At 51.8% G+C, this 23,836-nt stretch carries 26 protein-coding genes and 1 tRNA gene; 12 read left to right on the plus strand and 15 right to left on the minus strand.

Features of this window, described 5'->3' with window-relative positions:
- The first annotated feature begins 76 nt into the window (after positions 1 to 76).
- A complete protein-coding gene (locus EVJ29_RS10770) occupies positions 77 to 826 on the plus strand; it encodes a sugar nucleotide-binding protein (protein WP_131505097.1) in 750 nt (249 codons plus the stop codon).
- 89 nt (positions 827 to 915) lie between these two features.
- Positions 916 to 1,278, plus strand: coding sequence for a potassium channel family protein (locus EVJ29_RS10775; RefSeq protein ID WP_131505098.1), 363 nt, complete (start codon positions 916 to 918; stop codon positions 1,276 to 1,278).
- 19 nt (positions 1,279 to 1,297) lie between these two features.
- Here EVJ29_RS10775 and EVJ29_RS10780 read toward each other — a convergent pair whose 3' ends face one another.
- Together EVJ29_RS10780 and yidD are read right to left on the minus strand one after the other, a co-directional pair.
- Positions 1,298 to 2,656 (minus strand): alanine/glycine:cation symporter family protein, encoded by a 1,359-nt coding sequence (locus EVJ29_RS10780; RefSeq protein ID WP_131505099.1) that lies wholly within the window; start codon positions 2,654 to 2,656, stop codon positions 1,298 to 1,300.
- Between the two features lie 132 nt (positions 2,657 to 2,788).
- A complete protein-coding gene (yidD, locus tag EVJ29_RS10785) occupies positions 2,789 to 3,058 on the minus strand; it encodes a membrane protein insertion efficiency factor YidD (RefSeq protein WP_083274114.1) in 270 nt (89 codons plus the stop codon).
- 208 nt (positions 3,059 to 3,266) lie between these two features.
- On the opposite strand from yidD, the gene EVJ29_RS10790 reads away from it, so the two are divergent.
- The 4 genes from EVJ29_RS10790 to EVJ29_RS10805 all read left to right on the plus strand — a co-directional run bounded on the left by EVJ29_RS10790 (position 3,267) and on the right by EVJ29_RS10805 (position 6,690).
- The gene (locus EVJ29_RS10790; protein ID WP_236633515.1) at positions 3,267 to 4,064 is read left to right on the plus strand and encodes a pyrroline-5-carboxylate reductase family protein; all 798 of its coding nucleotides are present in this window, start codon (positions 3,267 to 3,269) and stop codon (positions 4,062 to 4,064) included.
- Between the two features lie 185 nt (positions 4,065 to 4,249).
- Positions 4,250 to 4,486, plus strand: a complete 237-nt coding sequence (locus EVJ29_RS10795; RefSeq protein WP_070328862.1) for a FeoA family protein — start codon at positions 4,250 to 4,252, stop codon at positions 4,484 to 4,486.
- A complete protein-coding gene (gene feoB, locus EVJ29_RS10800; protein ID WP_131505101.1) occupies positions 4,483 to 6,459 on the plus strand; it encodes a ferrous iron transport protein B in 1,977 nt (658 codons plus the stop codon). The genes EVJ29_RS10795 and feoB overlap by 4 nt, the downstream gene beginning before the upstream one ends.
- A gap of 15 nt (positions 6,460 to 6,474) precedes the next feature.
- Positions 6,475 to 6,690 (plus strand): FeoB-associated Cys-rich membrane protein, encoded by a 216-nt coding sequence (locus tag EVJ29_RS10805; protein ID WP_131465724.1) that lies wholly within the window; start codon positions 6,475 to 6,477, stop codon positions 6,688 to 6,690.
- 25 nt (positions 6,691 to 6,715) lie between these two features.
- Here EVJ29_RS10805 and EVJ29_RS10810 read toward each other — a convergent pair whose 3' ends face one another.
- The 6 genes from EVJ29_RS10810 to EVJ29_RS10835 form a co-directional block, all read right to left on the minus strand.
- Complete coding sequence (locus EVJ29_RS10810) at positions 6,716 to 7,420, minus strand: DUF554 domain-containing protein (protein ID WP_016509421.1); 705 nt, start codon at positions 7,418 to 7,420, stop codon at positions 6,716 to 6,718.
- Between the two features lie 158 nt (positions 7,421 to 7,578).
- Positions 7,579 to 7,651 (minus strand) — tRNA-Val (locus EVJ29_RS10815).
- A gap of 86 nt (positions 7,652 to 7,737) precedes the next feature.
- The gene (locus EVJ29_RS10820; RefSeq protein ID WP_131465726.1) at positions 7,738 to 8,295 is read right to left on the minus strand and encodes a GNAT family N-acetyltransferase; all 558 of its coding nucleotides are present in this window, start codon (positions 8,293 to 8,295) and stop codon (positions 7,738 to 7,740) included.
- A 67-nt stretch (positions 8,296 to 8,362) separates the two neighbouring features.
- Positions 8,363 to 8,677 carry a DMT family transporter gene (locus EVJ29_RS10825; protein WP_070328858.1) on the minus strand — a complete coding sequence of 105 codons (315 nt, stop codon included), beginning with the start codon at positions 8,675 to 8,677 and terminating at the stop codon, positions 8,363 to 8,365.
- Positions 8,674 to 9,003 carry a DMT family transporter gene (locus tag EVJ29_RS10830; RefSeq protein ID WP_070328974.1) on the minus strand — a complete coding sequence of 110 codons (330 nt, stop codon included), beginning with the start codon at positions 9,001 to 9,003 and terminating at the stop codon, positions 8,674 to 8,676. Before EVJ29_RS10830 ends, EVJ29_RS10825 begins: the two co-directional genes overlap by 4 nt.
- 11 nt (positions 9,004 to 9,014) lie before the next feature.
- On the minus strand, positions 9,015 to 9,593 hold the full coding sequence (locus tag EVJ29_RS10835; protein WP_131505102.1) for a TetR/AcrR family transcriptional regulator: 579 nt from the start codon (positions 9,591 to 9,593) through the stop codon (positions 9,015 to 9,017).
- Positions 9,594 to 9,720: 127 nt separating this feature from the next.
- Here EVJ29_RS10835 and EVJ29_RS10840 point away from each other — a divergent pair, with 127 nt between their 5' ends.
- Entirely contained in the window at positions 9,721 to 10,503 is a 783-nt protein-coding gene (locus tag EVJ29_RS10840) for an alpha/beta hydrolase (protein WP_070328856.1), read from the plus strand.
- Between the two features lie 54 nt (positions 10,504 to 10,557).
- Here EVJ29_RS10840 and EVJ29_RS10845 read toward each other — a convergent pair whose 3' ends face one another.
- Positions 10,558 to 11,796: an aminopeptidase gene (locus tag EVJ29_RS10845; protein WP_070328855.1), complete on the minus strand. Its 1,239-nt coding sequence runs from the start codon at positions 11,794 to 11,796 to the stop codon at positions 10,558 to 10,560.
- A 114-nt stretch (positions 11,797 to 11,910) separates the two neighbouring features.
- Here EVJ29_RS10845 and EVJ29_RS10850 point away from each other — a divergent pair, with 114 nt between their 5' ends.
- The 3 genes from EVJ29_RS10850 (at position 11,911) to EVJ29_RS10860 (ending at position 15,975) form a co-directional block, all read left to right on the plus strand.
- Positions 11,911 to 12,318: a YkvA family protein gene (locus EVJ29_RS10850; RefSeq protein WP_070328854.1), complete on the plus strand. Its 408-nt coding sequence runs from the start codon at positions 11,911 to 11,913 to the stop codon at positions 12,316 to 12,318.
- A gap of 86 nt (positions 12,319 to 12,404) precedes the next feature.
- Positions 12,405 to 13,271 (plus strand): YitT family protein, encoded by an 867-nt coding sequence (locus EVJ29_RS10855; RefSeq protein WP_070328853.1) that lies wholly within the window; start codon positions 12,405 to 12,407, stop codon positions 13,269 to 13,271.
- 115 nt (positions 13,272 to 13,386) lie between these two features.
- Positions 13,387 to 15,975 carry a putative bifunctional diguanylate cyclase/phosphodiesterase gene (locus EVJ29_RS10860; protein WP_236633516.1) on the plus strand — a complete coding sequence of 863 codons (2,589 nt, stop codon included), beginning with the start codon at positions 13,387 to 13,389 and terminating at the stop codon, positions 15,973 to 15,975.
- A 43-nt stretch (positions 15,976 to 16,018) separates the two neighbouring features.
- Here the strand turns inward: EVJ29_RS10860 and EVJ29_RS10865 are convergent, their stop codons facing one another.
- A complete protein-coding gene (locus EVJ29_RS10865; RefSeq protein ID WP_236633517.1) occupies positions 16,019 to 17,995 on the minus strand; it encodes an alpha-amylase in 1,977 nt (658 codons plus the stop codon).
- A gap of 261 nt (positions 17,996 to 18,256) precedes the next feature.
- Between EVJ29_RS10865 and EVJ29_RS10870 the strand changes: the two genes are divergently transcribed.
- Entirely contained in the window at positions 18,257 to 18,880 is a 624-nt protein-coding gene (locus tag EVJ29_RS10870; protein WP_236633518.1) for a hypothetical protein, read from the plus strand.
- Between the two features lie 45 nt (positions 18,881 to 18,925).
- Here the strand turns inward: EVJ29_RS10870 and EVJ29_RS10875 are convergent, their stop codons facing one another.
- Together EVJ29_RS10875 and EVJ29_RS10880 are read right to left on the minus strand one after the other, a co-directional pair.
- Positions 18,926 to 20,962, minus strand: coding sequence for a heavy metal translocating P-type ATPase (locus EVJ29_RS10875; RefSeq protein ID WP_131465740.1), 2,037 nt, complete (start codon positions 20,960 to 20,962; stop codon positions 18,926 to 18,928).
- 109 nt (positions 20,963 to 21,071) lie between these two features.
- A complete protein-coding gene (locus tag EVJ29_RS10880) occupies positions 21,072 to 21,437 on the minus strand; it encodes an ArsR/SmtB family transcription factor (protein ID WP_070328849.1) in 366 nt (121 codons plus the stop codon).
- A 145-nt stretch (positions 21,438 to 21,582) separates the two neighbouring features.
- Between EVJ29_RS10880 and yhfH the strand changes: the two genes are divergently transcribed.
- A complete protein-coding gene (gene yhfH, locus EVJ29_RS10885; RefSeq protein ID WP_016509445.1) occupies positions 21,583 to 21,744 on the plus strand; it encodes a protein YhfH in 162 nt (53 codons plus the stop codon).
- Positions 21,745 to 21,773: 29 nt separating this feature from the next.
- Here the strand turns inward: yhfH and EVJ29_RS10890 are convergent, their stop codons facing one another.
- The 3 genes from EVJ29_RS10890 to EVJ29_RS10900 all read right to left on the minus strand — a co-directional run bounded on the left by EVJ29_RS10890 (position 21,774) and on the right by EVJ29_RS10900 (position 23,820).
- On the minus strand, positions 21,774 to 22,121 hold the full coding sequence (locus EVJ29_RS10890) for a fluoride efflux transporter FluC (protein WP_236633519.1): 348 nt from the start codon (positions 22,119 to 22,121) through the stop codon (positions 21,774 to 21,776).
- On the minus strand, positions 22,121 to 22,525 hold the full coding sequence (gene crcB, locus EVJ29_RS10895) for a fluoride efflux transporter CrcB (protein ID WP_131441166.1): 405 nt from the start codon (positions 22,523 to 22,525) through the stop codon (positions 22,121 to 22,123). Before crcB ends, EVJ29_RS10890 begins: the two co-directional genes overlap by 1 nt.
- Before the next feature lie 92 nt (positions 22,526 to 22,617).
- Positions 22,618 to 23,820 carry an ornithine--oxo-acid transaminase gene (locus tag EVJ29_RS10900; RefSeq protein WP_070328846.1) on the minus strand — a complete coding sequence of 401 codons (1,203 nt, stop codon included), beginning with the start codon at positions 23,818 to 23,820 and terminating at the stop codon, positions 22,618 to 22,620.
- Positions 23,821 to 23,836 lie beyond the last annotated feature (16 nt).

The following is a 23,836-nucleotide window of genomic DNA, read 5'->3' on the forward strand; positions in this document are numbered from 1 at the left end:
TAGCACAAAGCTAGAAACTGGTGGTTTGTCACATCTAGAAGTGTGGGATGATAGAAACAGAAGGGAGGAATTTGTAATGAAAGCTATTTTAACGGGCATGAACGGTACAGTCGCACCGGTCGTCGCCAAAACGATACAACGACATGGGATCGAACCTGTCGCCTGGGACAGGTCAACAGTCTCGACGTCAGACGAGGCGGCGATGCGTGAATTTATCGAATCGGTGCGTCCTCATTATTTTCTTCATATCGGTATGGGATCGGTTGAATGGGCGGAAACGTTGGCCCGCCTTTGCGGAGAATACAACATCCCGTTCTTGTTTACGAGCACGGTCTCGGTATTCTCAGACAATGTGACCGGTCCAATCACGCCGGACACACCACCTGACGCATCAGACGAATATGGTGCCTATAAACGTGCCTGCGAAGAAACGATCGCCCGGACCAACCCCGGGGCACAAATCGTCCGACTCGGCTGGCAAATCGGCGAAGCTGCCGGTTCGAATAATATGATGGACTATTTCACGAATGAAATGAACCAGCACGGTGTCATCACTGCGAGCGCACACTGGTATCCATCGTGCTCCTTTTTAGAAGACACGGCCGACGCATTGTTCGAGATATTGACGAAGCGCGGTCCGGGTCTATATCAATTGAACGGCAATCCGAGCCTGTCGTTCTATGACATCGCCACTGCGTTAAACGAGTTGCATGACCTCGCGTGGCGCGTCGAGCGAACGGATGAACCAAAACGCGACAATCGGATGGTCGACATGAACATCACGATCCAACCGATCACGAAACGATTGACACTTCATACAAAATGAGTCGACGAATTCGTCGACTCATTTTATGGTTATAAAGGATGTTACCTCGCTTCTACCGAACAAACTTACATAGGAAGGGAGGGGGCCGTATGCTCTCATTCATTTTGACGTTCCGTCGCATGTTTCGTGGAATATGGCGTGGGTTGAAAGAGCCTGAATTTCAAGTTCTGTTCAGTCTAGCATTCCTCACGATTTTGTCAGGTACGCTGTTTTACTCCCGTTTTGAAGATATGCGTTGGTTAGACGCCCTCTATTTCAGCGTCATCACGCTCACGACGATCGGCTACGGTGATCTCGTCCCGACGACCGATATCGGCAAAGTGTTCACGATCGGTTACGTCATCACCGGCGTCGGCATCATGGTCGGGTTCGTGACACAAGTATTCAATCACTTGCAGCAGGCACGACTCGAGGAAATCAAGAACAAACGTAAAATGCCGCCATCCGATTAAGGATAGCGGCGTTCGTTCGTTATGATGCTTTTCGACTTCGGTTCTCGATTGCCAATTGCTGATTAAAACGCTTCGTCTCAGCGATGACGACGCCCGACAAGAACAAGAGCCCGATCAAGTTCGGGATGGCCATCAAGCCGTTGAAGACGTCAGACAGTGCCCACACCATGTTCAAGTTCGTCGTAATCGCCCCGAGTCCAGCGACGAGTACGAATGCGATCCGATATGGGATGATCGATTTTTGACCGAATAAGTAATGAATCGATCGCTCACCATAATACGACCAACCGAGCACCGTCGAGTAAGCGAACATGACGAGACCGATTGTGACGACATAACTGCCGAACGGCCCGAGGAACTGTTCGAACGTCGCCGTCGTCAACTCGACCCCTTCAAGTCCCGATCCGATTTGACCGCCCATGACGAGCGTGATCCCGGTGACCGAACAGACGATCAACGTATCAAGAAACACCTGCGTCATCGAGACGAGGCCTTGACGACCTGGCATGTCCGTCTTGGCCGCGGCCGCAGCGATCGGAGCCGAGCCAAGACCAGCTTCGTTCGAGAAGACTCCGCGCGCAACCCCGTACCGGATGGCTGCCCCGATGGCCCCGCCGCCAATCGCTTCGGCACTGAACGTGCTGCTAAAGATGAGCGCGATCGCATCGGGGATGAGTGTGTAGTTCATGATCATGATCAAGAGACCGCTCCCTAAGTAAAAGACAATCATGACCGGGACGAAGTAACTGACGACACGACCGATCGATTTGACACCACCGAGAATGACGGCGCCCGTGAAAATCATCATCAAGATACCCGACACGTAAAGCGGAACGTCGAACGTCGAGTTGAGCGCTAACGCGACCGAATTCGTTTGAACCCCGTTCCCGATCCCGAACGCGGCCAGTGAGGCGAACGCTGCAAACGCGACTGCGAGCCAGCGTTGCTTCAAGCCCCGTTCCAAATAATACATCGGTCCTCCGGCCATTTGACCACGTTCGTCCGTCACCCGGTACTTGACGGCGAGCACGGCTTCGGCGTACTTTGTTGCCATCCCGAAGAAGCCCGATACCCACATCCAAACGATCGCGCCTGGTCCCCCGAGGACGACCGCAGTCGCGACACCGACGATATTCCCCGTACCGACGGTCGCCGCGAGCGCTGTCATGAGCGCTTGGAAGTGGCTAATATCTCCTCGTGACGTCTTATCTTGATTTTTAGAGAATGCGAGTTTCAACGCGTAAGGCAACTTCGTGATTTGGAGTCCCCCGAGACGCACCGTCAAATAAACGCCTGTCCCCACAAGCAAAATTAACAGCGGCGGTCCCCACACAAAGTCTGAAATCGTACCGATTAGTTCGCTGAACGATTGACTCATGCTGTAATCCCCTTTCCCCTTATGTAATAAATACACCTCTATTTTTTCAGAATACTCGGAACGTTGTCAAAAGTATTGTGCTAAAACAAAGAAGGGGATAAACGCCCTGTATCTAAAACAGCGAGCCGTCGGTTAGACGTCTCGCTGTGACGGTGGCTTTTCGCGTTGCAGAGGGGCTTTCCAATCAAAATCGTCCGGCACATAGTCAAGTCCGCCCGAATGGAACGGTTGGCAGCGCAACAGGCGCCGCGTCGTCAAATATCCGCCTTTGACAGCGCCATGCTTCTCAATCGCCTCAATCCCGTAGTGCGAACAGCTCGGATAAAATCGGCACGTCGGGGGCTTTAAAGGAGAAATAAAGCGCTGGTATCCTTGAATCCCACGTACTAATACTCGTTTCATTTCAATCGCCTCGCTCAGTCAGATTACTGCAATGATAGCCCGGACTGCGTGAATTGTCATCTGCAGCGCTTCGTCGATTCTCGTTACAAAACGACGATTTTTTTCCTTTCTTTTACAATTAAAGCGTGGCAGGCGATAATTGTTCGAACATTTGTTATGATAGGCAACATATATACGACCGAATCAAATGAATGAAGAGGTGACGGAAATGAACATATTAATGGTAGGAGCAGGATCGATGAGCGAGGCACTCGTCCGAGGCTGGATCGCTTCCGGGCTCTCCCCTGAACAGATTACGATGACGAACCGGAGCGACCTTACACGTCTAGAGCAGCTGCAAGATGAACTCGGCGTACAGATCGTCGAAACAGAAGACGTCAACGCTTATACAATCGTCGTGCTCGCGATGCAACCAGACGGCGTCTTAGCTTACGCTCAATCACAGACGTGGAAAACACCACTGCTCGTATCCGTTGCGGCGCATATCGAGCCGAGCGAGCTTGAAGAAGTAGCCGGCATCCCAGCCATCTGCGCGATGCCGAACACCCCGGTCGCCCATCAAACCGGGATGACCGGACTCTGGTTCGGACCTGAGACAGATGCGACCGACCGCGAGACGGCGACGGCACTGTTCAACCGTGTCGGTCGGACGGCCGTAACGGACGCGAAAACGATGTCGGCTTTCATGGCGGCGGCCGGATGCAGTCCTGCGTTCTTTTACGAGATCGTCGGTTCGATGACCCCGGTGCTGACAGAAGCCGGGTTTGATGAAGACACTGCCCGCCAAATCGTCGCTCAAGCGATGAAAGGATCAGCCGAGTTATTGTTGCATGAGACACGTCCGACCGACGAGCTGATCGCAGACGTCGCCGCACCTGATGGACCGACCGACCGCGGTGTCGGCGTGCTCCGCTCACGTGACTTGTCTGACGTGATGTCGTCCGCGCTCCGCGAGAGCGCGAAAGAAGATCATGATCCTATCGACGCAACGATTGAAAGAACGTAAGTACTTGAACCGCCCGATGCAAGCCGGATTTTATTCCGACTTACATCGGGCGGTTTTTTTAATTCTCGCACTACTATTTTTTAGAAGTCATAAAATCCACAAATAATCCTGCTTCCCGATAGTAAAGAACGTGTTATGCTACCAAATGAGAAGAATTATCATTTGACTAAAATGGAGAGATCTTAATGAGTTCATTACTTGCTATGCCGCTACATCAACCAGTGCTCATATCCGATTTAACGAGAATTGATGACCGCTTGCGGCGTCGCATGATCGCCTTAGGATTTTATGAAGGTTGCTCCGTCCGAATCAAGCGCCGGGCCATCTTTTCCGGACCGCTCACGATTGAACAAATCGAACATCAACAAATGATTGCCATCCGTCGCTGTGACGCTGAACAGATTGGGGTGATCGTCCCATGACGCAACGGATTGCCTTAATCGGAAACCCGAACACCGGAAAAACGTCTCTATTTAACCGATTGACCGGCTCCTTCGCCCACGTCGGTAACTGGGCAGGTGTCACGATCGAACAGAAAATCGGGCAGCTGCATGGAAACATCGGACAGTTGATCGACTTGCCCGGTGTCTATGATTTAGACCCGCTATCGGCTGACGAAGCAATCGTCTCGCGATTCCTGTTTCAGGAACCGTTCGATGGGATGATCAATATCATCGATGCCTCGCAGTTCGAACGTAACTTACAATTAACGCTCCAATTGCTCGAAATGGGCCGTCCGCTTCAAATCGGTCTGAACATGGTCGATGTCGCCAAAGGACGGGGCATCCACATCAATTTAGAGCGCTTGAAAGAACGTTTGGACGTGGACGTGTTTCCGATCACAGCGCGCACAGGCGCCGGCTGTGAAGTCCTCCTGTCCTCCCTGCGAACGACCCCTCGCGAACCTTTCGTACTCGATTACGGGGAAGAGACCGAACTGGCGATTCAACAAATTCTTGAAGCGACGGGACTGAGTGAGCGCGATCGCTGGGTCGCCATTCAATACTTGGCCGGAAATCGCGTCATTTCAGAACAGCTCGAATCGTCGTCGCCAACCGTCAATGAAATTCGTAAAGCGTTAGAAGTGAAACTCGGACGCTTCGCCCACGCCCACATTACAGAACGCAGACGCGACTGGACGAAAGACGTTCGCCATCACGTCGTCGATCAGCAAGGCGCACAACAAGCCACGGTCACCGACCGCATCGATGCCGTCGTGACACATCCGATCTGGGGCTTACCTATTTTCTTTACAGTACTTTACACCTTGTTCCACATCACGTTCAACTGGATCGGTGCCCCGTTGTCTGATCTGTTGGATGGATTTCTGTCGGGTCCGGTCACGTCCGGAACGAGCTCGTTGTTACAACTGCTCGGGACCTCTTCTTTCATCCAGGCGTTGCTGATTGATGGGGTAATTGCCGGTGTCGGCGGTGTCCTCGTCTTCGTCCCACAGATTTTCGTGCTCTTTTTCTTTATCTCGTTTTTAGAGGACTCTGGCTATATGGCGCGTGTCGCCATTGTCATGGACCGATTTATGCAACTCGTCGGACTGAACGGGAAAAGTTTCATTCCGATGATCATTGGATTTGGTTGTAACGTCCCAGGTATTATGGCGGCAAGGACGGTCGAGGAAGAACGGGAGCGGCTCGTCACGATTTTTATTTCGCCGTTCATGTCGTGCTCGGCGCGTCTACCGATTTATGCCGTCTTCGCTGCCAGTTTTTTCGCATCAAACCAAGCGCTCGTCGTCTTATCGCTCTATATGCTCGGGATCGTCCTGGCGTTGATTGCCGCGAAAATATTCACGTCCGTATTGGCGGCGGAAGATCGGAACAGCCTCTTTATCGTCGAACAGCCTCCATACCGTGTCCCCCAAGGGTTGACGCTTTGGCGCAGCACGTGGCAAAAAGCGAAAGGGTTCGTCCGAAAAGCAGGTACGTTCATCTTTGGCGGTTCCGTCTTCATTTGGTTACTCGCCTATTCCGGTCCAGCCGGAATGGACGTCCCGATGAATGAGAGTTTTCTCGCTATGATCGGCGGGGTCGTTGCGACGTTGTTGGTTCCACTCGGTTTCGGGACGTGGCAGGCCGGTGCTTCGCTCATCACAGGTTTTTTGGCGAAAGAAGTCGTCGTATCGACGATGGCGATCATTTATGCGGTCAGCGAATCTGACTTGTCCGCTTCGTTGCTTCCGGTGTTTACGCCGTTGAGCGCATATAGCTTCATGGCGTTCGTCCTCTTGTATGTCCCTTGTCTAGCGACCGTCGCCGTCATTCGGCGCGAGGTGGGAAGTGCCAAGTTGACGTGGATCGCTAGCCTTTATGGGCTTGGTGTTGCGTACGTCGTATCACTGATGATCTATCAAATCGGTCGTCTGTTCGGATTGTCTTAACAAGGAGGAAATCATATGTTCTTATTTGATTTACTGATCGGTCTTGCCGTATTCGGGTACGCCGCTTATTCGCTCCATCGCTACACCCGTAAAGCAAAAGCCGGTAAATGCGCCACGTGCGAAATCGCACCGACTTGTACGACATCCTGTGACGCCGCAGACTGGGATCAAATCATTGCGGAAGCACTACATCCTGATCAACCAGTCACGGCCCACAAAAAAACGGACTAGCGCATTTTTTTCGCTAGTCCGTTTTTCATTGGAAGATATGTAACGTGGTGACAATGATCGCGACCATCAAAATACCGGGCAGCAAGTTGGCGACACGAATCCGGGTGATCCCGACCAGGTTCAACCCGATGGCGACGATCATGACGCCGCCGGTCGCCGTCATCTCCAAAATAAAGTCATCCATGAGCGACTCCGGAATAAACTTCATGATCTGGATGGCGAGCAACGCGATCGCTCCTTGGTACAACAAGACCGGTACGGCCGAGAACATGACGCCGATGCCGAGCGTCGAACTGAGCACAAGCGCCGTGAAACCGTCAATCAACCCTTTTGTATAGAGGACGTCATGGTCCCCGCGCAGGCCGCTGTCGAGCGCCCCGATGACGGCCATCGCCCCGATTACAAAGATGAGCGTCGCCGTGATGAAGCCTTCCGCGATGCTCGACTTACTTTTTCCACCGAGACGCCGTTCCAACTGATAGCCGATCTCGTTCAACTTCTCGTCGAGCTTCCACCATTCGCCAAGTGCGGCTCCGATAACGAGACTGCCGATGACGATTAAAAAGTTCTCACTCTTCATGCCCATCTGCACGCCAAGCACGACGACGGCGAGACCGATGGCAGCCGTGACCGTCTCTTTCATCCGCTCGGGGATTCGGTGAAACAACAACCCGAGTAATGTGCCGACCACGATCAAGGCCGCATTGACGATTGTTCCGGTTAATACCATCGTATAATTCCCCGTTTCTGTATGTATTGAGAGGAATATACCAACTGTTTATGTGGGCTGTCAATTAAAAGAATACACAAAAAAAGCCACTTCTCGTAAGAAGTGGCTGCGCGGAAACCCACGTTCCTATGGGTTTCGCATCGGGTTTGGCACCCAAGTGATTCTGACTGGGCTCGAACCAGCGACCTCTACCCTGTCAAGGTAGCGCTCTCCCAGCTGAGCTACAGAATCAGGTCGTGTCCTCTCTTTAGGACACTATTAATATATCAAGAAACTAATGCCTTGGCAACTGTTTTTTAAAACTTTTTTTATTTTTTTCACCGCGTCATTTCTTCCCGCTTCATGTGACGGCATAGACGTTCCAAATCGCCGGCATACACGGACACAATCATGCCTCCGTGTTCGGTGTCACGGTCCCAATGCAATCCGTTCGCTTTCGCGACTCGTTGTGACGGCACGTTGTCCGGGTGAATGAGCGAGATGATGTCTTTCTCGCCTTCCTCGAACGCATGCCGCATGAGACGCGCGGCCGCTTCCCGGCCGTAGCCCATGTGCCAGTGCTTTGGTGCCAGCCAATAACCGACCTCGAGCTCGATGTTGCCATCAAGTTCATGCAAGAGCGTCCCGGCATGGCCGATCGGCTCATCGCTGTGATGTGTCATCAGTTTGAGGAGTCCGGTCTGTCGGCCCGTTGTATAGCGGACCAATTGTCTCTCGAACCATTCGATTGTCTGTTCATCCGTATATGGCTTGCCGTCCGGACTGATGAAACGCATCACTCGCGGATCTTGGAGTAGCGATTTTACGAAATAGAAATCGGAGATCGTGTAATGTTCAAGCCGTAGACGTTCTGATTGCAACTCGACAAGATTCATCTTTCCCGCCCCTTTCGTTCACAGTCTGAACTATTCGATTCCCGTTTTTATCTCGTTTCAATCCTATTCACGCCACGACTTTCAATCCGATAACGCTCCCGATAATGAGAATTAAAAAGAAGATACGCCAGCGATCCCTCGACTCGTTCAAGTACAACATACCGAGAATCACTCCGCCCGCCGCACCGATCCCGACCCAAATCGAGTAAGCGAGTCCGAGCGGCAACGTCTCGAGCGAACGTGACAATAAATAAAAACTTAGTGCGAACGTCGTGATCGAAAGAAGCGACCATTTTAAAATCTGATAGCCTTTTGATTTTCCCATGAAGAAAACAGCAAGCATCTCAGCGAGCCCAGCCCCGATTAAAAATGTCCAACTCATGCCGACTCACCTCCTGTCACTTGCTTCAAACCGACCACCCCGATGAGGAGCGTCGCGATAAACAACAGCTTCATTCCCGTCATCGTCTCATCAAACAAAATATTTCCAACGATGACCGTCCCGACGGCGCCAATACCCGTAAAAACGGCGTACCCGGTGCCAGCTGGCAACACACGGAACGACATCGCCAACAAGCCAAAACTGACAATCAATAACACGATGGTCACGACGGTCGGTCCTAACACGGTAAACCCGTTCGACAATTTCATCGTCGTCGCCCAAACAATTTCAAGAAGTCCGGCGAGCACGAGCCACAACCAAGCCATTTGTTCCTTTTTCATGTCCACCCGACTCCTCTCTTGAAAATTTTAAATGCTGCATGCTGTCGTTGCGCTCGATTCGTTGCAAACGAAAAGAGTGAAAGCAACGCCCCGTCCAAAAAACAATAGTACGCGTCATATACGTCGTCGAGCGATTGTTCCGGTAAATCGCCACGCTCCATCGCCAAACGGAATTGCTCTTTCTCAAACGCCTGGAGCTCGGTCTCGACCGACCCGATCGTCGTCTCGATGAAGACGCGCAGCTCAGGAGGCGGTACGAGCAGCATTCGTTTCGTCAGCATCCACGTCTCTTCTTCTTCGAAGAAATGAATCAGCGCTTCAACGATTGCCTCGATCCGTTCGAGCGGTGCCGCATCATTTGACGCGTCCCGCGCTTGTGACCAAGCTCCCTGGTAACGCTCGGCCATCTGTTCGACGACTTGTTTGAACAGCTGTTCTTTTCCGTCGATGTGCGCATATAAAGACGCCTTCTTAATCCCGACATCTTCGGCGAGCGCCGCCAAAGACAGTCCTTCATATCCTTCGAGCGCGAACCGGCGTCTGGCAGCTTGTTCAATGCGCTGTTTCGTGGTCATGTGCGATCTACCCCTTTCATCTCCTCTTACTTTACCTAACGAACGGTAGGTAGTCAAATTTCCGGATTGAGTTTTTGTACAGACAACGCCAAAATGAGAAGAAATTGTCAGAGGAAGGAATGATTGTATGATCGAACAGTTTAGTTTCACCTTGCCGACCGAGACGATGCGCGGCCGAAAACGAATCGTCCGCGTCTACCGTCCCGACTTCGCTCGTACCGACGAGGCGTTGCCCGTGCTCTATATGCATGACGGCCAAAACGTCTTCGATGGCAAGACCGCGACAATCGGGGAAGGTTGGGCGATTGACCGCCATCTCGACGATTTGCAACTGCCGCTCATGGTCGTCGCCATCGCGAGTGCCCCCGATTGGCTCGACCGATACGATGAGTACTCATTTTATGAAGACGAGATGCTTTACAAGCGCATCGGGCCTGAACTCGCTAAGACCCGGCCGACACTCGGCGGCAAGGGGCGCCTCTATGCCGACTGGCTCATGCAGGAGCTGAAGCCGTGGATTGACGCACGCTATGCGACCGATCCGGATGACGTCGGCGTGATGGGCAGTTCGATGGGCGGCGTCATCTCGCTCTACATGATGGCGACGTATCCGGCAATACGTCGTGTCGGTTCGCTGTCGACGGCCGCCTGGTCCAACCTCGACTCGCTCATTCGCGAACTGAAACAAACTGACCTGTCTGCCCGACTCTATATGGATATCGGCACGAACGAGACGAGCGGACCGATCACGCCCGAGGACTACTTATACACGAATGCGAGACTCGTCGAAACGATCGCTCGGACCGGCGTCGCCTTCCGCTACGAAGTCGAGCCCGGGGCGGTCCACAACGAGATTGCATGGCGGCGTCGGTTGCCGAACGCGCTCGCATTTCTGTATGAACTCTCATGACATGAAAAGACGCAAAGGCGGTCGCCTTTGCGTCTTTTCAACTATCTTTTTCTATTAGATGACCCAGTTCCCATCACGCATGATCGCTTCGCGTGTTCCGTCCTCGAGCTCACCGTCGATATTCATTTCGGCCGAACCGATCATGAAGTCGACGTGTGTCATCGAATCGTTCGCGCCATTCTCAGCGAGTTCTTCGGGCGACATCGTCGGTCCGCCTTCAAGGCATGTCGAGTAGGCACGTCCGAGCGCCAAGTGGCACGATGCGTTCTCATCGAACAACGTGTTGTAGAAGAGGAGTCCCGAGTTCGAGATCGGCGAATCGTCCGGCACGAGCGCGACTTCTCCGATGCGGCGCGCCCCTTCATCAAGGTTCAACAGTTCATCGAGTGCTGCCTGCCCCTGCTTCGCTTCCGCTTTTACGACTTTTCCGCCTTCGAACCAAAGCGTGAACCCGTCGATCAAGTTCCCGCTGTAGCTGAGCGGCTTCGTGCTCGACACGTGTCCTTCGACCGCATCTTTATCGGCGAGCGTGAACACTTCCTCCGTCGGCATGTTGGCGATGAAGTCGACGCCGTCCATGTTCGGACCACCGCCGCCGAGGAAGACGTGCTTCTTCGGAAGACCGATCGTCAATTCCGTGCCTGGTGCTTTGTAGTGAAGTTTCGCGTATTTCTTATCCGTCAACAGCTGCGCCCGCGAGCGCAACGCTTGATCGTGCTCGTCCCAGGCGGCAACGACATCGTCTTGGTCCATTCGTGTCGCTGCGAAAATCGCTCTCCACAGGGCTGGAACCGCATCTTCACGGTCTGGGAATACTTTTTTCGCCCATGCTTCAGATGCACCGGCCACGATTGACCAGCTGACATTATCACTCATGACATACTTACGCCATTTCGCGAGCGCGACACCAGACGCCCGGTTCGAGTCGGCGATGCGTGATGATTCGACACCGTTCAGCGCGTCAGGATCGTCGCTGACGATCGACAAGAACGCCGTCTTCTCTTCCGCGAGTTGCTCGAATCGTGCTTTGAGCCACTCCGGGAACTCCTTGAACGCTTCAGTCGGTGCGTTGAAGTAACGCACTTTCGTCGTCTCTTCATCACTCCAGTTGACGTACACTTGTTTCGCTCCGGCCGCGTAGGCCGCTTTCACGATTTGGCGGACGAGCGGTGCTTGGCTAATATCGGCTCGGACTTCGAGCTGTTGACCCGGTTGAATGTTGACACCTTTTTTGACAGCAAGCTCGGCATAGCGGGCAAATTCTGCCTCGGTCGGTAAAGTTACAGTAGACATATGTACAGTTCCTCCTTTTTCACTTACTTCTATTTTCTTAAATTTTCGGAAAAGTTGCAACCAAATCGCAAAAACGGGCATATTAGTAGTTGTAGAGAGAAGGAGGAGAAAAACATGTCAGATTGGAAAACGACTTATTCACACTTTTTAAACAACGCCCAAACCGAATTCACCGAGAACGAAAAGCTAGGTGACTTATTAGTCCAAGGAGAACTCGCCCTAGCAAAAGTCACGGTCGACGTCGCCTCAAACGAAATCAGCGACATCGAACGGGAAGAGGAGCTCACACTATACTTCCAAATGAAACAACTGCTCAACATGCTACGTGCCGTCTACAACGCCCAGTTCGAGATGCAGCCCGACAAGCAACACGCTCTCGTCGCGGCCGTGCTCTATTTCGTCTCACCGTTCGACGCGATTCCGGACGACGCCCCGCTCGGACTGTTTGACGACGCTCAAGTCATCGACTACGTCCACGAACAGCTAGCGAGTGATATCGACCGCTTCCATAACGAGTTATAATCTTTCAAGACTTGAAATTCCGGCGTCATCGGAGTACGCTTGCATGAGTTCATTCAAAGGAGGCGTATGGCGCCTTAGCCACTCATATGTACGCAAAATCACGTAAACGGATCGCTGTCGAGACTATCCTTTTTATCATCGCCGGAACAATCCTACAATCTATCTTTGTCGGTCTGTTACTCAAACCGAATGAAATCGGATCCGGCGGGATTGTCGGAATCACGCTCATCGTCAACGAGCTGTTCGGCACACCGATCGGACTCACCCAGTTGGTACTAAACATCCCGCTCTTCATCATCGGGATCAAATATCTCGGGAGACGATTTATTCTCATGACAGGACTCGTCGTCATATTATCATCGATTTTAATCGATGCGCTGCCTGTCCTCATTCCACCGACGCCACTCGACGATCCGCTCGTCGCGTCCGTCTTCAGCGGTATCGTCTCAGGACTCGGTTTGGCACTTTTGTTATTTGCCGGGGCATCGACAGGCGGGCTCGATATTTTGGGGAAAGTCATCTTCATGAACAACCGCAACTTATCGCTCCCAAAAATCTTTTTGACCCAAGATATCATCGTCTACATTCTCGTGTTCATCACGTTCGATATTAAAGCGGTCATGTACGCACTCGTTCTCAGTTTTGTCCGGTCGCGGACGCTGTTGACGATCCATCGCTTCTTCTCCGCCCAAAAACAGTGTTTCATCATCTGTAAAAAAGCGGATGAGATCAACTTGGTCATCAAACAAAACTTGAAGCGTGGGGTCACCATCATGGACGCGACCGGCGGCTATTCGAACGACGCGAAAAAAATGCTATACGTCGTCGTTCAAAACAATGAGATTCCAAAGTTGCGTCAAATCGTCTCAGACATTGATTCCGAGGCGTTCGTCACTGTCTCAGAAATCGACTCGATTGTCGGTAACTTTAAAGAACATTCGTATACACTTTAATCGACAGCATCGTGCTGTCGATTTTTTTGTGTAATAAATACCCGAACGGTCCGATAATAAGGATGAGCCTCAGAGACATATACAGAAGGAGGTGCATAAGTTGTCTAGCCACACTTTGCGCCAATCAGTCCCCGCTCTTCTCGTCGGGACGTTTTTTATCGGTCTATTCGTTATCTTATTCAGCCCTTATGCGTTAAGGGAGACGAGCTTGTTCGTCTACTTTATGATCATCGCACTCGTCGCCACCGTGGTAAGCGGGAGTGCCATATTGCGCCATCACGGGATGCGCCGCTATATCTATCTTCTCATTAGCGCTGGCAACGTCTGTTTCATCGCTTATTTGGTGGGACACCGCTTTACCACGGCGATGCCAATTGATATGATGCTGTTCATTCAAAACTTCTTTTATTTGATCATGGCCCTCATCGTCATCACCCAATCGATTGAAATTAGAACGTTGAAGTTGCGTACGTTTGATGTGTTCGCACTGCTCAGCTTTTTGATTGTCGGTGCGTTGCATATCTTCTTTTACACAAAGAACGGCGGCCAGTATGTCACGAGTTTGAACGGCTTTGAAGAACAGATGGTGCTCATCAGCCTTTACATGGTGCTCGGTTTCTTATATTTGAATCGCATCGTGACATCCGGGCAAGGCTTCCGCGTGATGCTCCTCATCGGGATTCTCGGTTTTACAACCGCCTCGATCATCAATGAGCTGCAGTTGTTAACCGGTATCGGCCATGAGCTTCTCCATTTGCTTCAAGTCATCAGCATTCTCATCATTTCAATCAGTTATTTGTTCGATGAATCGACAGAAGACGTCCTCGCCCATGATTCTGTGTTTGATTACGTCATCTACAGTACGATTGTCATGCTGTACATGCTCGCCTCGGATCGACTGCTCGGCACCTCGATCGTCGACTCGATGATTGCGAACGCGGTGTTGCTACTGCTCATCCGTCAATTCGTTGTCGCCAAACAGAACGCACTCATTAGCCATCGCTTACATACCGTCAATACAGACCTCGAAGTCGCGGTCACGACGAAAGCCCACGAGCTCGAACTCCGTGAACAACAGTACCGCTCGCTGTTCGCGTATCACGCAGAGCCCATCTTTTTGTTCGACCTTGACGGCGAAGTGTTGTCCGTCAACGAAGCAGGGAGCTCTGTCCTCGGTCATGACACCGAGACGCTCATCGGATCAAATATTTTAGACATCATCGAACAAACGGATCGATCCGCCTATACGAACGTGTTACGTGACCTTACGAACGGACGGCCGCAAACATTAGACGTCAATGTCGTGACAGAAGATGGTTCGGCACGCGTTTGGCAATTGATGAACATCCCGATGATCATTGATGGGGAAGTCGAAGGCATCTATGCCATCGTCAAAGACATCACGCAAATGATCGTCCAGCAAGAACAGATCCTGTATCAGGCTAACCACGATAGCTTGACCGGGCTGCATAACCGTTACGCGCTGCAAGAACAGATCGAGCGCCTGATTGCGGACGGCCGACCGTTCACACTCATGTTCTCCGACCTCGACGGGTTCAAAGAAATCAATGACCAGTTCGGCCATCATATGGGTGATCAGTTGCTGCAGCACATCGGTAAACGTCTACGCAGCGCCTTGTTGCCAAACGAATATGCCGGACGACTTGGAGGCGATGAATTCATCGTCGTCGCCGAACACAATGATGATGAAATTCTCGTTGAACGTTTACGTCGTCTCGTTTATCGTCCTCCTTATTTCATGGCCGGGAACCTCGTCGAAATTCATGCTTCAATCGGAATCGTCCGTTATCCGGAGCACGGCACGACGCTGAAGCACCTCTTATCGAACGCTGATTTGGCCATGTATAAGGCAAAAGACAAAGGACGCGATGAGACCGTCATCTTCGCTCCTGCGCTTCGCGTCGACAAGGAAGAACGAAAATTGTTGATGGAAGGACTTGATATGGCACTCGAGAAAGGTGAAATCTCACTTTATCTCCAGCCACAGGTCGATGCCTCGACGAAGGCGATCATCGGCGCCGAGGCACTCATGCGTTGGCAACGCGACGGCAAGTTCATCCCGCCGAGCGAATTCATTCCGATTGCCGAAGAGACCGGTCATATTCATGACCTCGGTCGTTGGATGATTCATGAGACGTTCCAACTGATGTATGCGTTTGAACAAGGCGACATCGATTTGCCGAAACTATCGGTCAACTTGTCGGTCCGGCAATTGTTCGATGAACACTTGATCGATTATTTGACGACGTTGTTCGAACGCTTCCCGATCGAACCGAGCCGCTTGAACTTCGAGTTGACCGAAACGGTCGCGGCGCACCAGTCGGACCGCGTCTTAAATCGAATTCTCGAGTTGAAGGCACTCGGCATCAAACTATCGATCGACGATTTCGGGACCGGCTACAGCTCACTCGCCTATCTCGTCCGCTATCCGATTGACGAGTTAAAGATCCCGCGGGAGTTCACGATGCAGCTAGAAGAAAATCGCGAGTATCAAACCGTGACCGCGACCATCGTCGCCATGGCACGACAACTTGGGATGGCTCTCGTCGCTGAAGGCGTCGAGACCGAATACCAAGAGACGTTCCTTCGGCGGATCGGTTGCAATTCGATGCAAGGGTATCGTTACGCGAAACCGATGCCGCTCGACGAGTTCGTCATCTATTACATGAAACAAAACGCTTGAACAGACAAACGCCTCGGATCCACTTACGGATCCGAGGCGTTGCTTATTTCATTTCATAGATTTTGACTTCGCCTGGCATCAAATTGACCCAAAGGTCCCAGTTGTCGTCGAACGAATGCTCGGCGTACGGCCATGAGTTCGGTGAGTACACCATCTCGGCGAAACGACTCGCGTTCCAGTTCCGGCGACGCACCCCATCGAGCGGCACCTTCCCTTGCAGGTGCTCTTGCATATTCGTGTTGGCGATGATGAGCAACGTCTCGTTCGTATCTGCCCGTAACCAAGCTAGACCGATGAACGGCGCCCCCATATCCATCATCGTGAGCGGTTCAAAGTGACTCGGGTCGACGAGAACATCGAGCCAACGGCGGCGAACTTCCGCCACTTGATGCATGAGTTCAACCATTTCAGTCCGCTCGGGATGATCCCAATGGAACTGATACGCGTCGAAGAAAGCAAGTTTCCCGAAATATGGATCGGTCGGGAACAACTGATACGCCTCTTCCGGTCGGCAATCGAGACCGGTATTCATCGGCTGCGTCTCATACAGTTCAAGCCCCGAGTTCGTCAATGGCACCCCGTTCGGCATGAAGCCGTTCAGTACGGTGAGCAAGCGACTCGCCTGGCGTCCACCGTCTCGTGTCGCAATCCGGCGTGTATCGGCTGTCTCACCAGCCGCAAATACCGGCAACGGCAAGAAACGTGAGTCGTAGATGAATTGATGGGTGTCATGCGTGTCAAAACGCGGCTCTTTATAGAATCCGTATCCGATGATCATATTGTAGCCGGCGTCACGCGCCGACCAAGCCCCGACTTCGATCAGTTCTTCGGCGATGAAACTGAAGTTCGAATCGAGTTGACGCGGCTCTGTCAAGATGCGCTGGGCGAGATCGACTGGCAAAGCGTGTCCCATGTCGATTCGGGCACCGTCAATCCCATATTCGCGTTGATAATGCGGGATGATGTCGGCTAACATCACCCAAAGCGGCTCGTTGATCTCGTCACCCCGGAACTGGTTCGACTTGATCGAGTCGAACAAAATATACGGTGCCAGACTCGCCTCGCCGACATAAGGTGCAGCTGCTGTCGGGTGATCGAGGAACAGGCGGAAGTATGTGACGTCCGACCACGGCGGTTGCGGATCGTTGATACAATCCGAGAACGCCGGAGCGGTCGTCAAACCGAACTCACGCTCGATGACGGCAAGTAAGTTTTCGTCCGGATGTTCGACCAAGTAGGCTTTCACCGTCTCCCACTTGGCAGCATCGACAAGATTAGGCGCCATCGAGAAGCGGCGGAGATGGTGCCAAACGTCCTCAGATCCATAGATCATCGGCAGGAATGCATACTCAGGCTTCACGTTTTCTCCGATTCCCGGGACGTGAGGCGGGTGATAGTAATCGAGTTCCGCAACCGGAATCCAGTAGAACCATTCCGGATTTTCTAAAATGAGACGGTTATCGCGGGCGCACGTGCGAGGAATGACATCGATGACGACACGAATGCCCACCATATGACACGCCTCGACGAAAGCGGCGAACTCTTCCTCGACCGTCAACCCGTCCCCTGTCAATGTCTCTTTTAGTTCTTCGTCGATGGCAAAGAAATCTTGGACAGCGTATGGGGAACCGAACTCACCTTTCTTATTTTTATGACTGTGCTGCGAGATCGGCAATAAAAATAACGTGTCGATCCCCATGTATAACAAGTGCGGCAACAGAGCCAGCGTTTTCACGAACGTGCCGGTATCTTTCATGCCTTGAGAGTTGTCCATCTCGACGTAGCCTGACCCGTCATGGTCCCACGACGTCGAGGTCCGGACTTGCATCGAGTAGACCGAGGAGCGCTTAATCCAGTCTCCCCCTGTCTCGAGGTGCCCGTCCGCTTGTGCGACCGACTGACGATAATCACGCCCGTTGACAGCGTGCGGAAGAATGCCTCGTTCAATCGTATCGATTAAAAAGTCGTACGGGTTCACCCGTTCGACACCGTCGCGCACGGGTTCTGCCGGAAATCGCATCCGGTTCCACAAGGTCGGGATTTCATATTGAAGATTGGTCCGGTTTGTTTTTAAGACCTGATGTAACTTTTTTAACGACGAGTTCTCTGGCATATTTACTCTCCTTATGAATGAAATCATTCCATCGTCTATTGTAAGCGATAACAAGAAACGTCATATTATATATTTAACTCTTTACCCGGTTTTTCCTTTCCCAAAAAAATATTTTATGCTGAAACCCGAAAAATATTGTACGATTGTCTTCATAAAGGAGGGATGAACATGTCCCAACGAAAGTGGCTGCTGCTGCTCGCCTCATTGTCCGTATTAATCGTCCTCGTCATCGCCAGTTTCATCGTTCAACTGCGAAATACGACTGACCAGATCGATACCATTCACGAGCAACGGTTCGATTCATATGAAGCAATTGAAGAAATCATGTACTACAATATCGAACGCGCCAACGCTATCCGCGGTCTCCTCGCCTATGAAGACCACCGCTTTTTAGAAGCCTATTACAGCATGTCCCAACGTACGAAAGAGTTGAAGGAATCTATCAAGAATGATCCGAGAACGCCAAGTTCATTCCTCGACTTACTGCATCGGGACGGCATTTGGGAACAAGAAGCCGACCGCGTCCTCGTCATGTACGAGAGCGGTGACATCGAACAGGCGACGGTGACGGCCAAGTCGATGACCGATCAACGGCAGACGATACTAGAAGATTTAAGAGCTTTGAAACAGATGCAATACAACGATATCCGGAAAGAGCTCGTATCCACTCAAAATCAAATCGATATCGTCATTCAAGCACTGTACTCAATCGTTTTCTTACTCGTAGCGGTCCTCATCATCCTCATGTTCATGATTTTCAAAACACGTCAAAAAAAGACCGATCACAACTGATCGGTCTCAAGTATTCACCAAACTTCAAGCTCGCTTGAAGTTTTTTTAGTTGGAACGGATCAAGCGAGTCGCGTTGCCGATCGCGAGCAACGCGACGCCGACGTCTGCGAACACAGCTTCCCACATCGATGCGAGTCCGAGCACGCCGAGCAGGAGGAACAGCGCCTTCATCCCGAATGCGAGGATAATATTTTGCCACACGATCCGCTTCGTCCGCTGACTTAGCTCAATCGCCGCAACGACATCGCTCGGTGCGTCATTCATGAGCACGAGGTCTGCCGCCGTCACTGCGGCATCGCTCCCGATTCCACCCATGACGAGTCCGACGTCCGCACGGGCCAGCGCTGCCGCATCGTTCAAACCGTCACCTACGAACGCGACTTTCCCTCGTGCGGCCAACTTCTCCACTTCCTCGACTTTCTGATGGGGAAGTAACTCACTTTTCACTTCATCGATTCCGATTTTCAAACCGACCGACGTCGCAACTTCATCCCGGTCCCCTGTCAACATGACCGTCCGATAGCCGAGACGTTTTAGCGCGGCAATGGCTGCTGCGGCATCCTCTTTCACCGTATCCATCAGTTCAATCCGCCCGAGCCAGCGGTCATTTCTCATGACGTGGACGCTTGTGCCCATTTGTTCATCTTGAATCGAATGTCCTAACTTCCTCATGAAACGAGCACTTCCGACATAGATTGTATCCGTGCTATCTGTCGCTGTCAGACCGTAGCCCGGGTCTTCGGTAATATTCGCAAACGCGGTCGTCTTGCTCGCCTTCGCGACGATTGCTTTTGCCAACGGATGCGTCGATGCCATCTCAACACGGGCAGCGAGCGTTAACAACTCCGCTTCTGTCACGTCTCCGTTCGTCGTCACGTCCGTCACTTCAAAGCGACCGGTCGTGAGCGTTCCCGTCTTGTCAAAGATGACCGTCTTCACTTCGGCGAGCACGTCTAAATACTCGCCGCCTTTGACCAAAATCCCTCGTTTAGAACCAGCCCCGATCCCGCCGAAATAACCTAACGGAATTGAAATGACGAGTGCGCACGGGCAACTGATGACGAGGAAAATTAAGGCACGATACACCCACTCCTCTAAATTCCCAACGAAAAGAGGTGGGATGAACGCAACGATTGCTGCTAAAACGACGACAATCGGCGTATACACTCTGGCTAAGCGTGTGATCATCTGCTCTGTCTTCGCTTTGTTCGAGCTTGCCTGTTCGACAAGCGCAATCATCTTTTGCAAGCTCGACTCCGTCGCAGATCGTATGACGCGCACTTCAAGTCGCCCTTCTAAATTGACCATTCCGGCGAGCACTTCATCGTGCGGTCCGACTTGACGGGGAACCGATTCGCCCGTCAATGATGCCGTATCGAGTGAACTCGAGCCGATCACGACGCTCCCGTCCATCGGAACTTGTTCTCCGGCACGGACGATGATGACCGAGCCGATTGCCACATCTTCAGGACGCCGTTCGAACTCACCGTCCGGACCGAGCACACGTGCCATCGTCGGTTTCATATTCAATAATGACTGGATCGACCGACGCGACGCGTGGACGGCTCGTCCTTGGAAGTATTCGCCGAGTTGATAAAATAGCATGACGGCGACCGCTTCCGGATATTCTCGAATTGCGAACGCTCCAATCGTCGCAATCGTCATTAAAAACTTCTCATCGAACCATTCGCGATGCCATACGTTTCGTGCTGCCGCATAGACGACATCATAGCCGGCGACCGCATAAGCAACAACGTATAACGGCAGTGATTCAGTCAAGAGAGCGAGCACAAGCAGGCTGAGGGCGATACCAAAGCGCCACAACAGGTGGTTCGATGCTTGCTCGATTTGATCAGTTTTCACGAAATGCGCGCCCGGTTCAATCCGCCCCATCGTCTCTTCAATTGAACGGAGCGCTGTTTCACGCTCGGACGGATCAATCCATTCGATGATCATCCGGCTCGTCGCAAAGTCGATTTGACAGGATGCGACACCGGTCTGCTCCGAGACGCTTTTCTCGATCTTCGCCGCACAATTTGTACAAGTTATACCTTCGACTGGTAAGACGTCACGTGATTCCATCGCTCTTCCTCCCACTTCATTCAAACGTTTATTTGAATATATCGTAACGCTGATTGGAAGAGAATACAATATAAAAAAGTGTCTACTGTGTTGTCGCAGTAGACACTTCTCAAAGACCTGATTGCTGTTCGGCACTGTGCGCCATCGCGATTTCGACGAGAAGACGAACGTGCTCATCATCTAATGAGTAATAAACAACTTTCCCATCTTTACGATATTTTACGAGCCCTTGATCGAGGAGCGTCCGTAAATGATGAGACGCGGTCGCGTTCGAGTGTCCGATCACGGCGGCGACGTCACAGACACATAATTCTTGCTCGAGCGTCAGGACGTACAGCACTTTCAGTCTCGTCGGATCAGCGAACGCCTTAAACAACCGACTGACTCGGTTAGCATCCAATCGCACAAGTGCCTGTTGCAATACAGCCACATCTTCACTTTGGATGGCGATTGTTTCGCATTGTGGTGCCTTCATCCGTGTCACCTCATTTCGTATAATTTCATTTTAGCAAATCCAAACAGAAAAATCTGTTATAGATTATAATTGACTTAAACAGAACTGTTATAATACAATGAATACAACTTAACAAACGCACGCATACTTAAAGGAGGCGCTTTATATGAATGAATGGGCAAGCCGACTCGAATCGTCAGTCGAATTTTATCGGAAATTACCAGATAAGACGTGTCAAGAATGCGGACAACATATGGATGAGCAGTGTGAGTCTTATGAAAACACATGCGCATCATGTGCTGAAAAGCTTCAACTCGCTGAACAATAAACAATCCCTCGGAGTTTCCGAGGGATTGTTTATTGTCCAAATTGGTAGCCGAGGTAGGCGGCAATTAAACCGAAGACATACGTCGCCAGTAAGTATAAACCAAAGCGAACCCAATCTTTCGTCACGAACCGCATCACTTCAAGTTTGAACGTCGAGAACGTCGTGAACGAACCGAGGAAGCCGACGCCGATTCCGAATCCCACCACCGAAGGTACAGGGGCCGCATACAAATATCCGAGCCAAAACGATCCGGTCACGTTCACGAACAAAGTCGCCCAAGGAAAGACCGATGTCGTCCATACTTTAACGAGCTGACCAATCCCGAAGCGGGCCATCGCCCCGAAAAAGGCACCGATCATCACTGTCAAAACAGTCATCACGCCTCCCCCTCTCGCTTCACAAAACGCCGGAATCGTCTTCTTCCTAGTTTATAGCCTAACCACGAGCTGAACAGACCGAGGACGATGCTCAGTGTCACATAGGTGAGCGCTCCGACCAGGTTCCCTGACTCGATCATCACAATCGTCTCGACACTGAACGTCGAGAACGTCGTGAACGAACCGATAAACCCTGTACCGACCGCCGTAATGACCATCGGTGAAAACTTTCCGGTCTGAAACAAGTAATGGGTGAGCCAACCGAGTAGAAAACTGCCGATCAAGTTGACGGTGAGCGTCCCTAGCGGAAATGTACCTGTCCACAACGTATGCATCCCTATACCGACCCCATACCTTGCTAGCGCTCCAAGCGCTCCTGCTAAACCAACGTAAACGTAGAGCACGACCGTTCCTCCTTACGAAAAGACACCTGCCGCGAAAACATCGCCCGGCAGGTGTCTGCATTTCTTCTCAAATTATAACAAGCCCTCCCGCATTATGAAATAGGAGTCGGTGCGAATACAGCCTCGATTGCCGTGAACGCCTCATCGAGTTCTTCTTTCGTAATGACAAGCGGTGGCGCGAGTCGAATGACCGTCTCGTGCGTCTCCTTGCAGAGCAAGCCCCGCTCTTTAAGCGCCTCACAATAAGGACGAGCCGCTTCCGTCAACTCGATCCCGATGAATAGGCCGCGGCCCCGGACTTCTTTAATGCGTGGGTTGTCGATTGACTTTAAACGGTCCATAAAGTACGTCCCGAGTTCGAGCGAACGCTCCGGAAGCTGTTCTTCTTCAAGCACCTCGAGCGCAGCGATCGATACCGCCGCCGCGAGCGGGTTCCCCCCGAACGTCGACCCGTGCGATCCTGGATTGAACACTTGGAGGACGCTTTCGTTAGCAGCCACGCAAGATACCGGGAAGACACCGCCACCGAGTGCTTTTCCGAGGATATACATATCGGGATCGACGCCTTCCCATTCGATCGCGAACCATTTTCCAGAGCGGCCAAGACCTGACTGAATCTCATCTGCGATGAACAACACGTTGTTCGCCTTACACAATTCAGCCGCCCGCTTCAAGTAACCCGCCGGCGGGATGATGATACCCGCTTCCCCTTGAATCGGTTCAACGATGAACGCCGCCGTGTTCTCCGTGATCGCCGCCTCGAACGCGTCGATGTCTCCGTATGGCACGACTTTGAAGCCTGGGAGGAGCGGTCCGAAACCGCGCTGATAGTCCGCTTCTGTCGACATCGACACAGCCGCCATCGTCCGTCCATGGAAGTTGCCGGTGCAGACGATAATCTCGGCTTGCCCCGGAATTTGTTTGACCTCATAGGCCCAGCGCCGTGATGCCTTGACCGCGGTCTCGACCGCTTCGGCACCGGTGTTCATCGGTAACACCATTTCTTTATTTGTAAGCGTTGCCACTTTTTTGTAGAAGCGACCGAGCTGATCATTGTAGAAAGCACGTGACGTCAACGTGATCTTGTCGGCTTGATCTTTTAACGCTTGAATGATTTTCGGATGACAATGCCCCTGGTTGACAGCCGAATACGCACTCAACATATCCATGTAACGATTCCCTTCCGGATCCGTCACCCAAATCCCCTTCGCCTCCGAGATGACGATTGGAAGCGGATGATAATTGTGCGCCCCGAATTTCTCTGTCAATTCAATCACTTCTTGTGTTTTTGACATTTGATTTCCCCCTTAT

Source organism: Exiguobacterium sp. SH4S7 (assembly GCF_004336795.1).
Lineage (GTDB): Bacteria > Bacillota > Bacilli > Exiguobacteriales > Exiguobacteriaceae > Exiguobacterium > Exiguobacterium aurantiacum_A.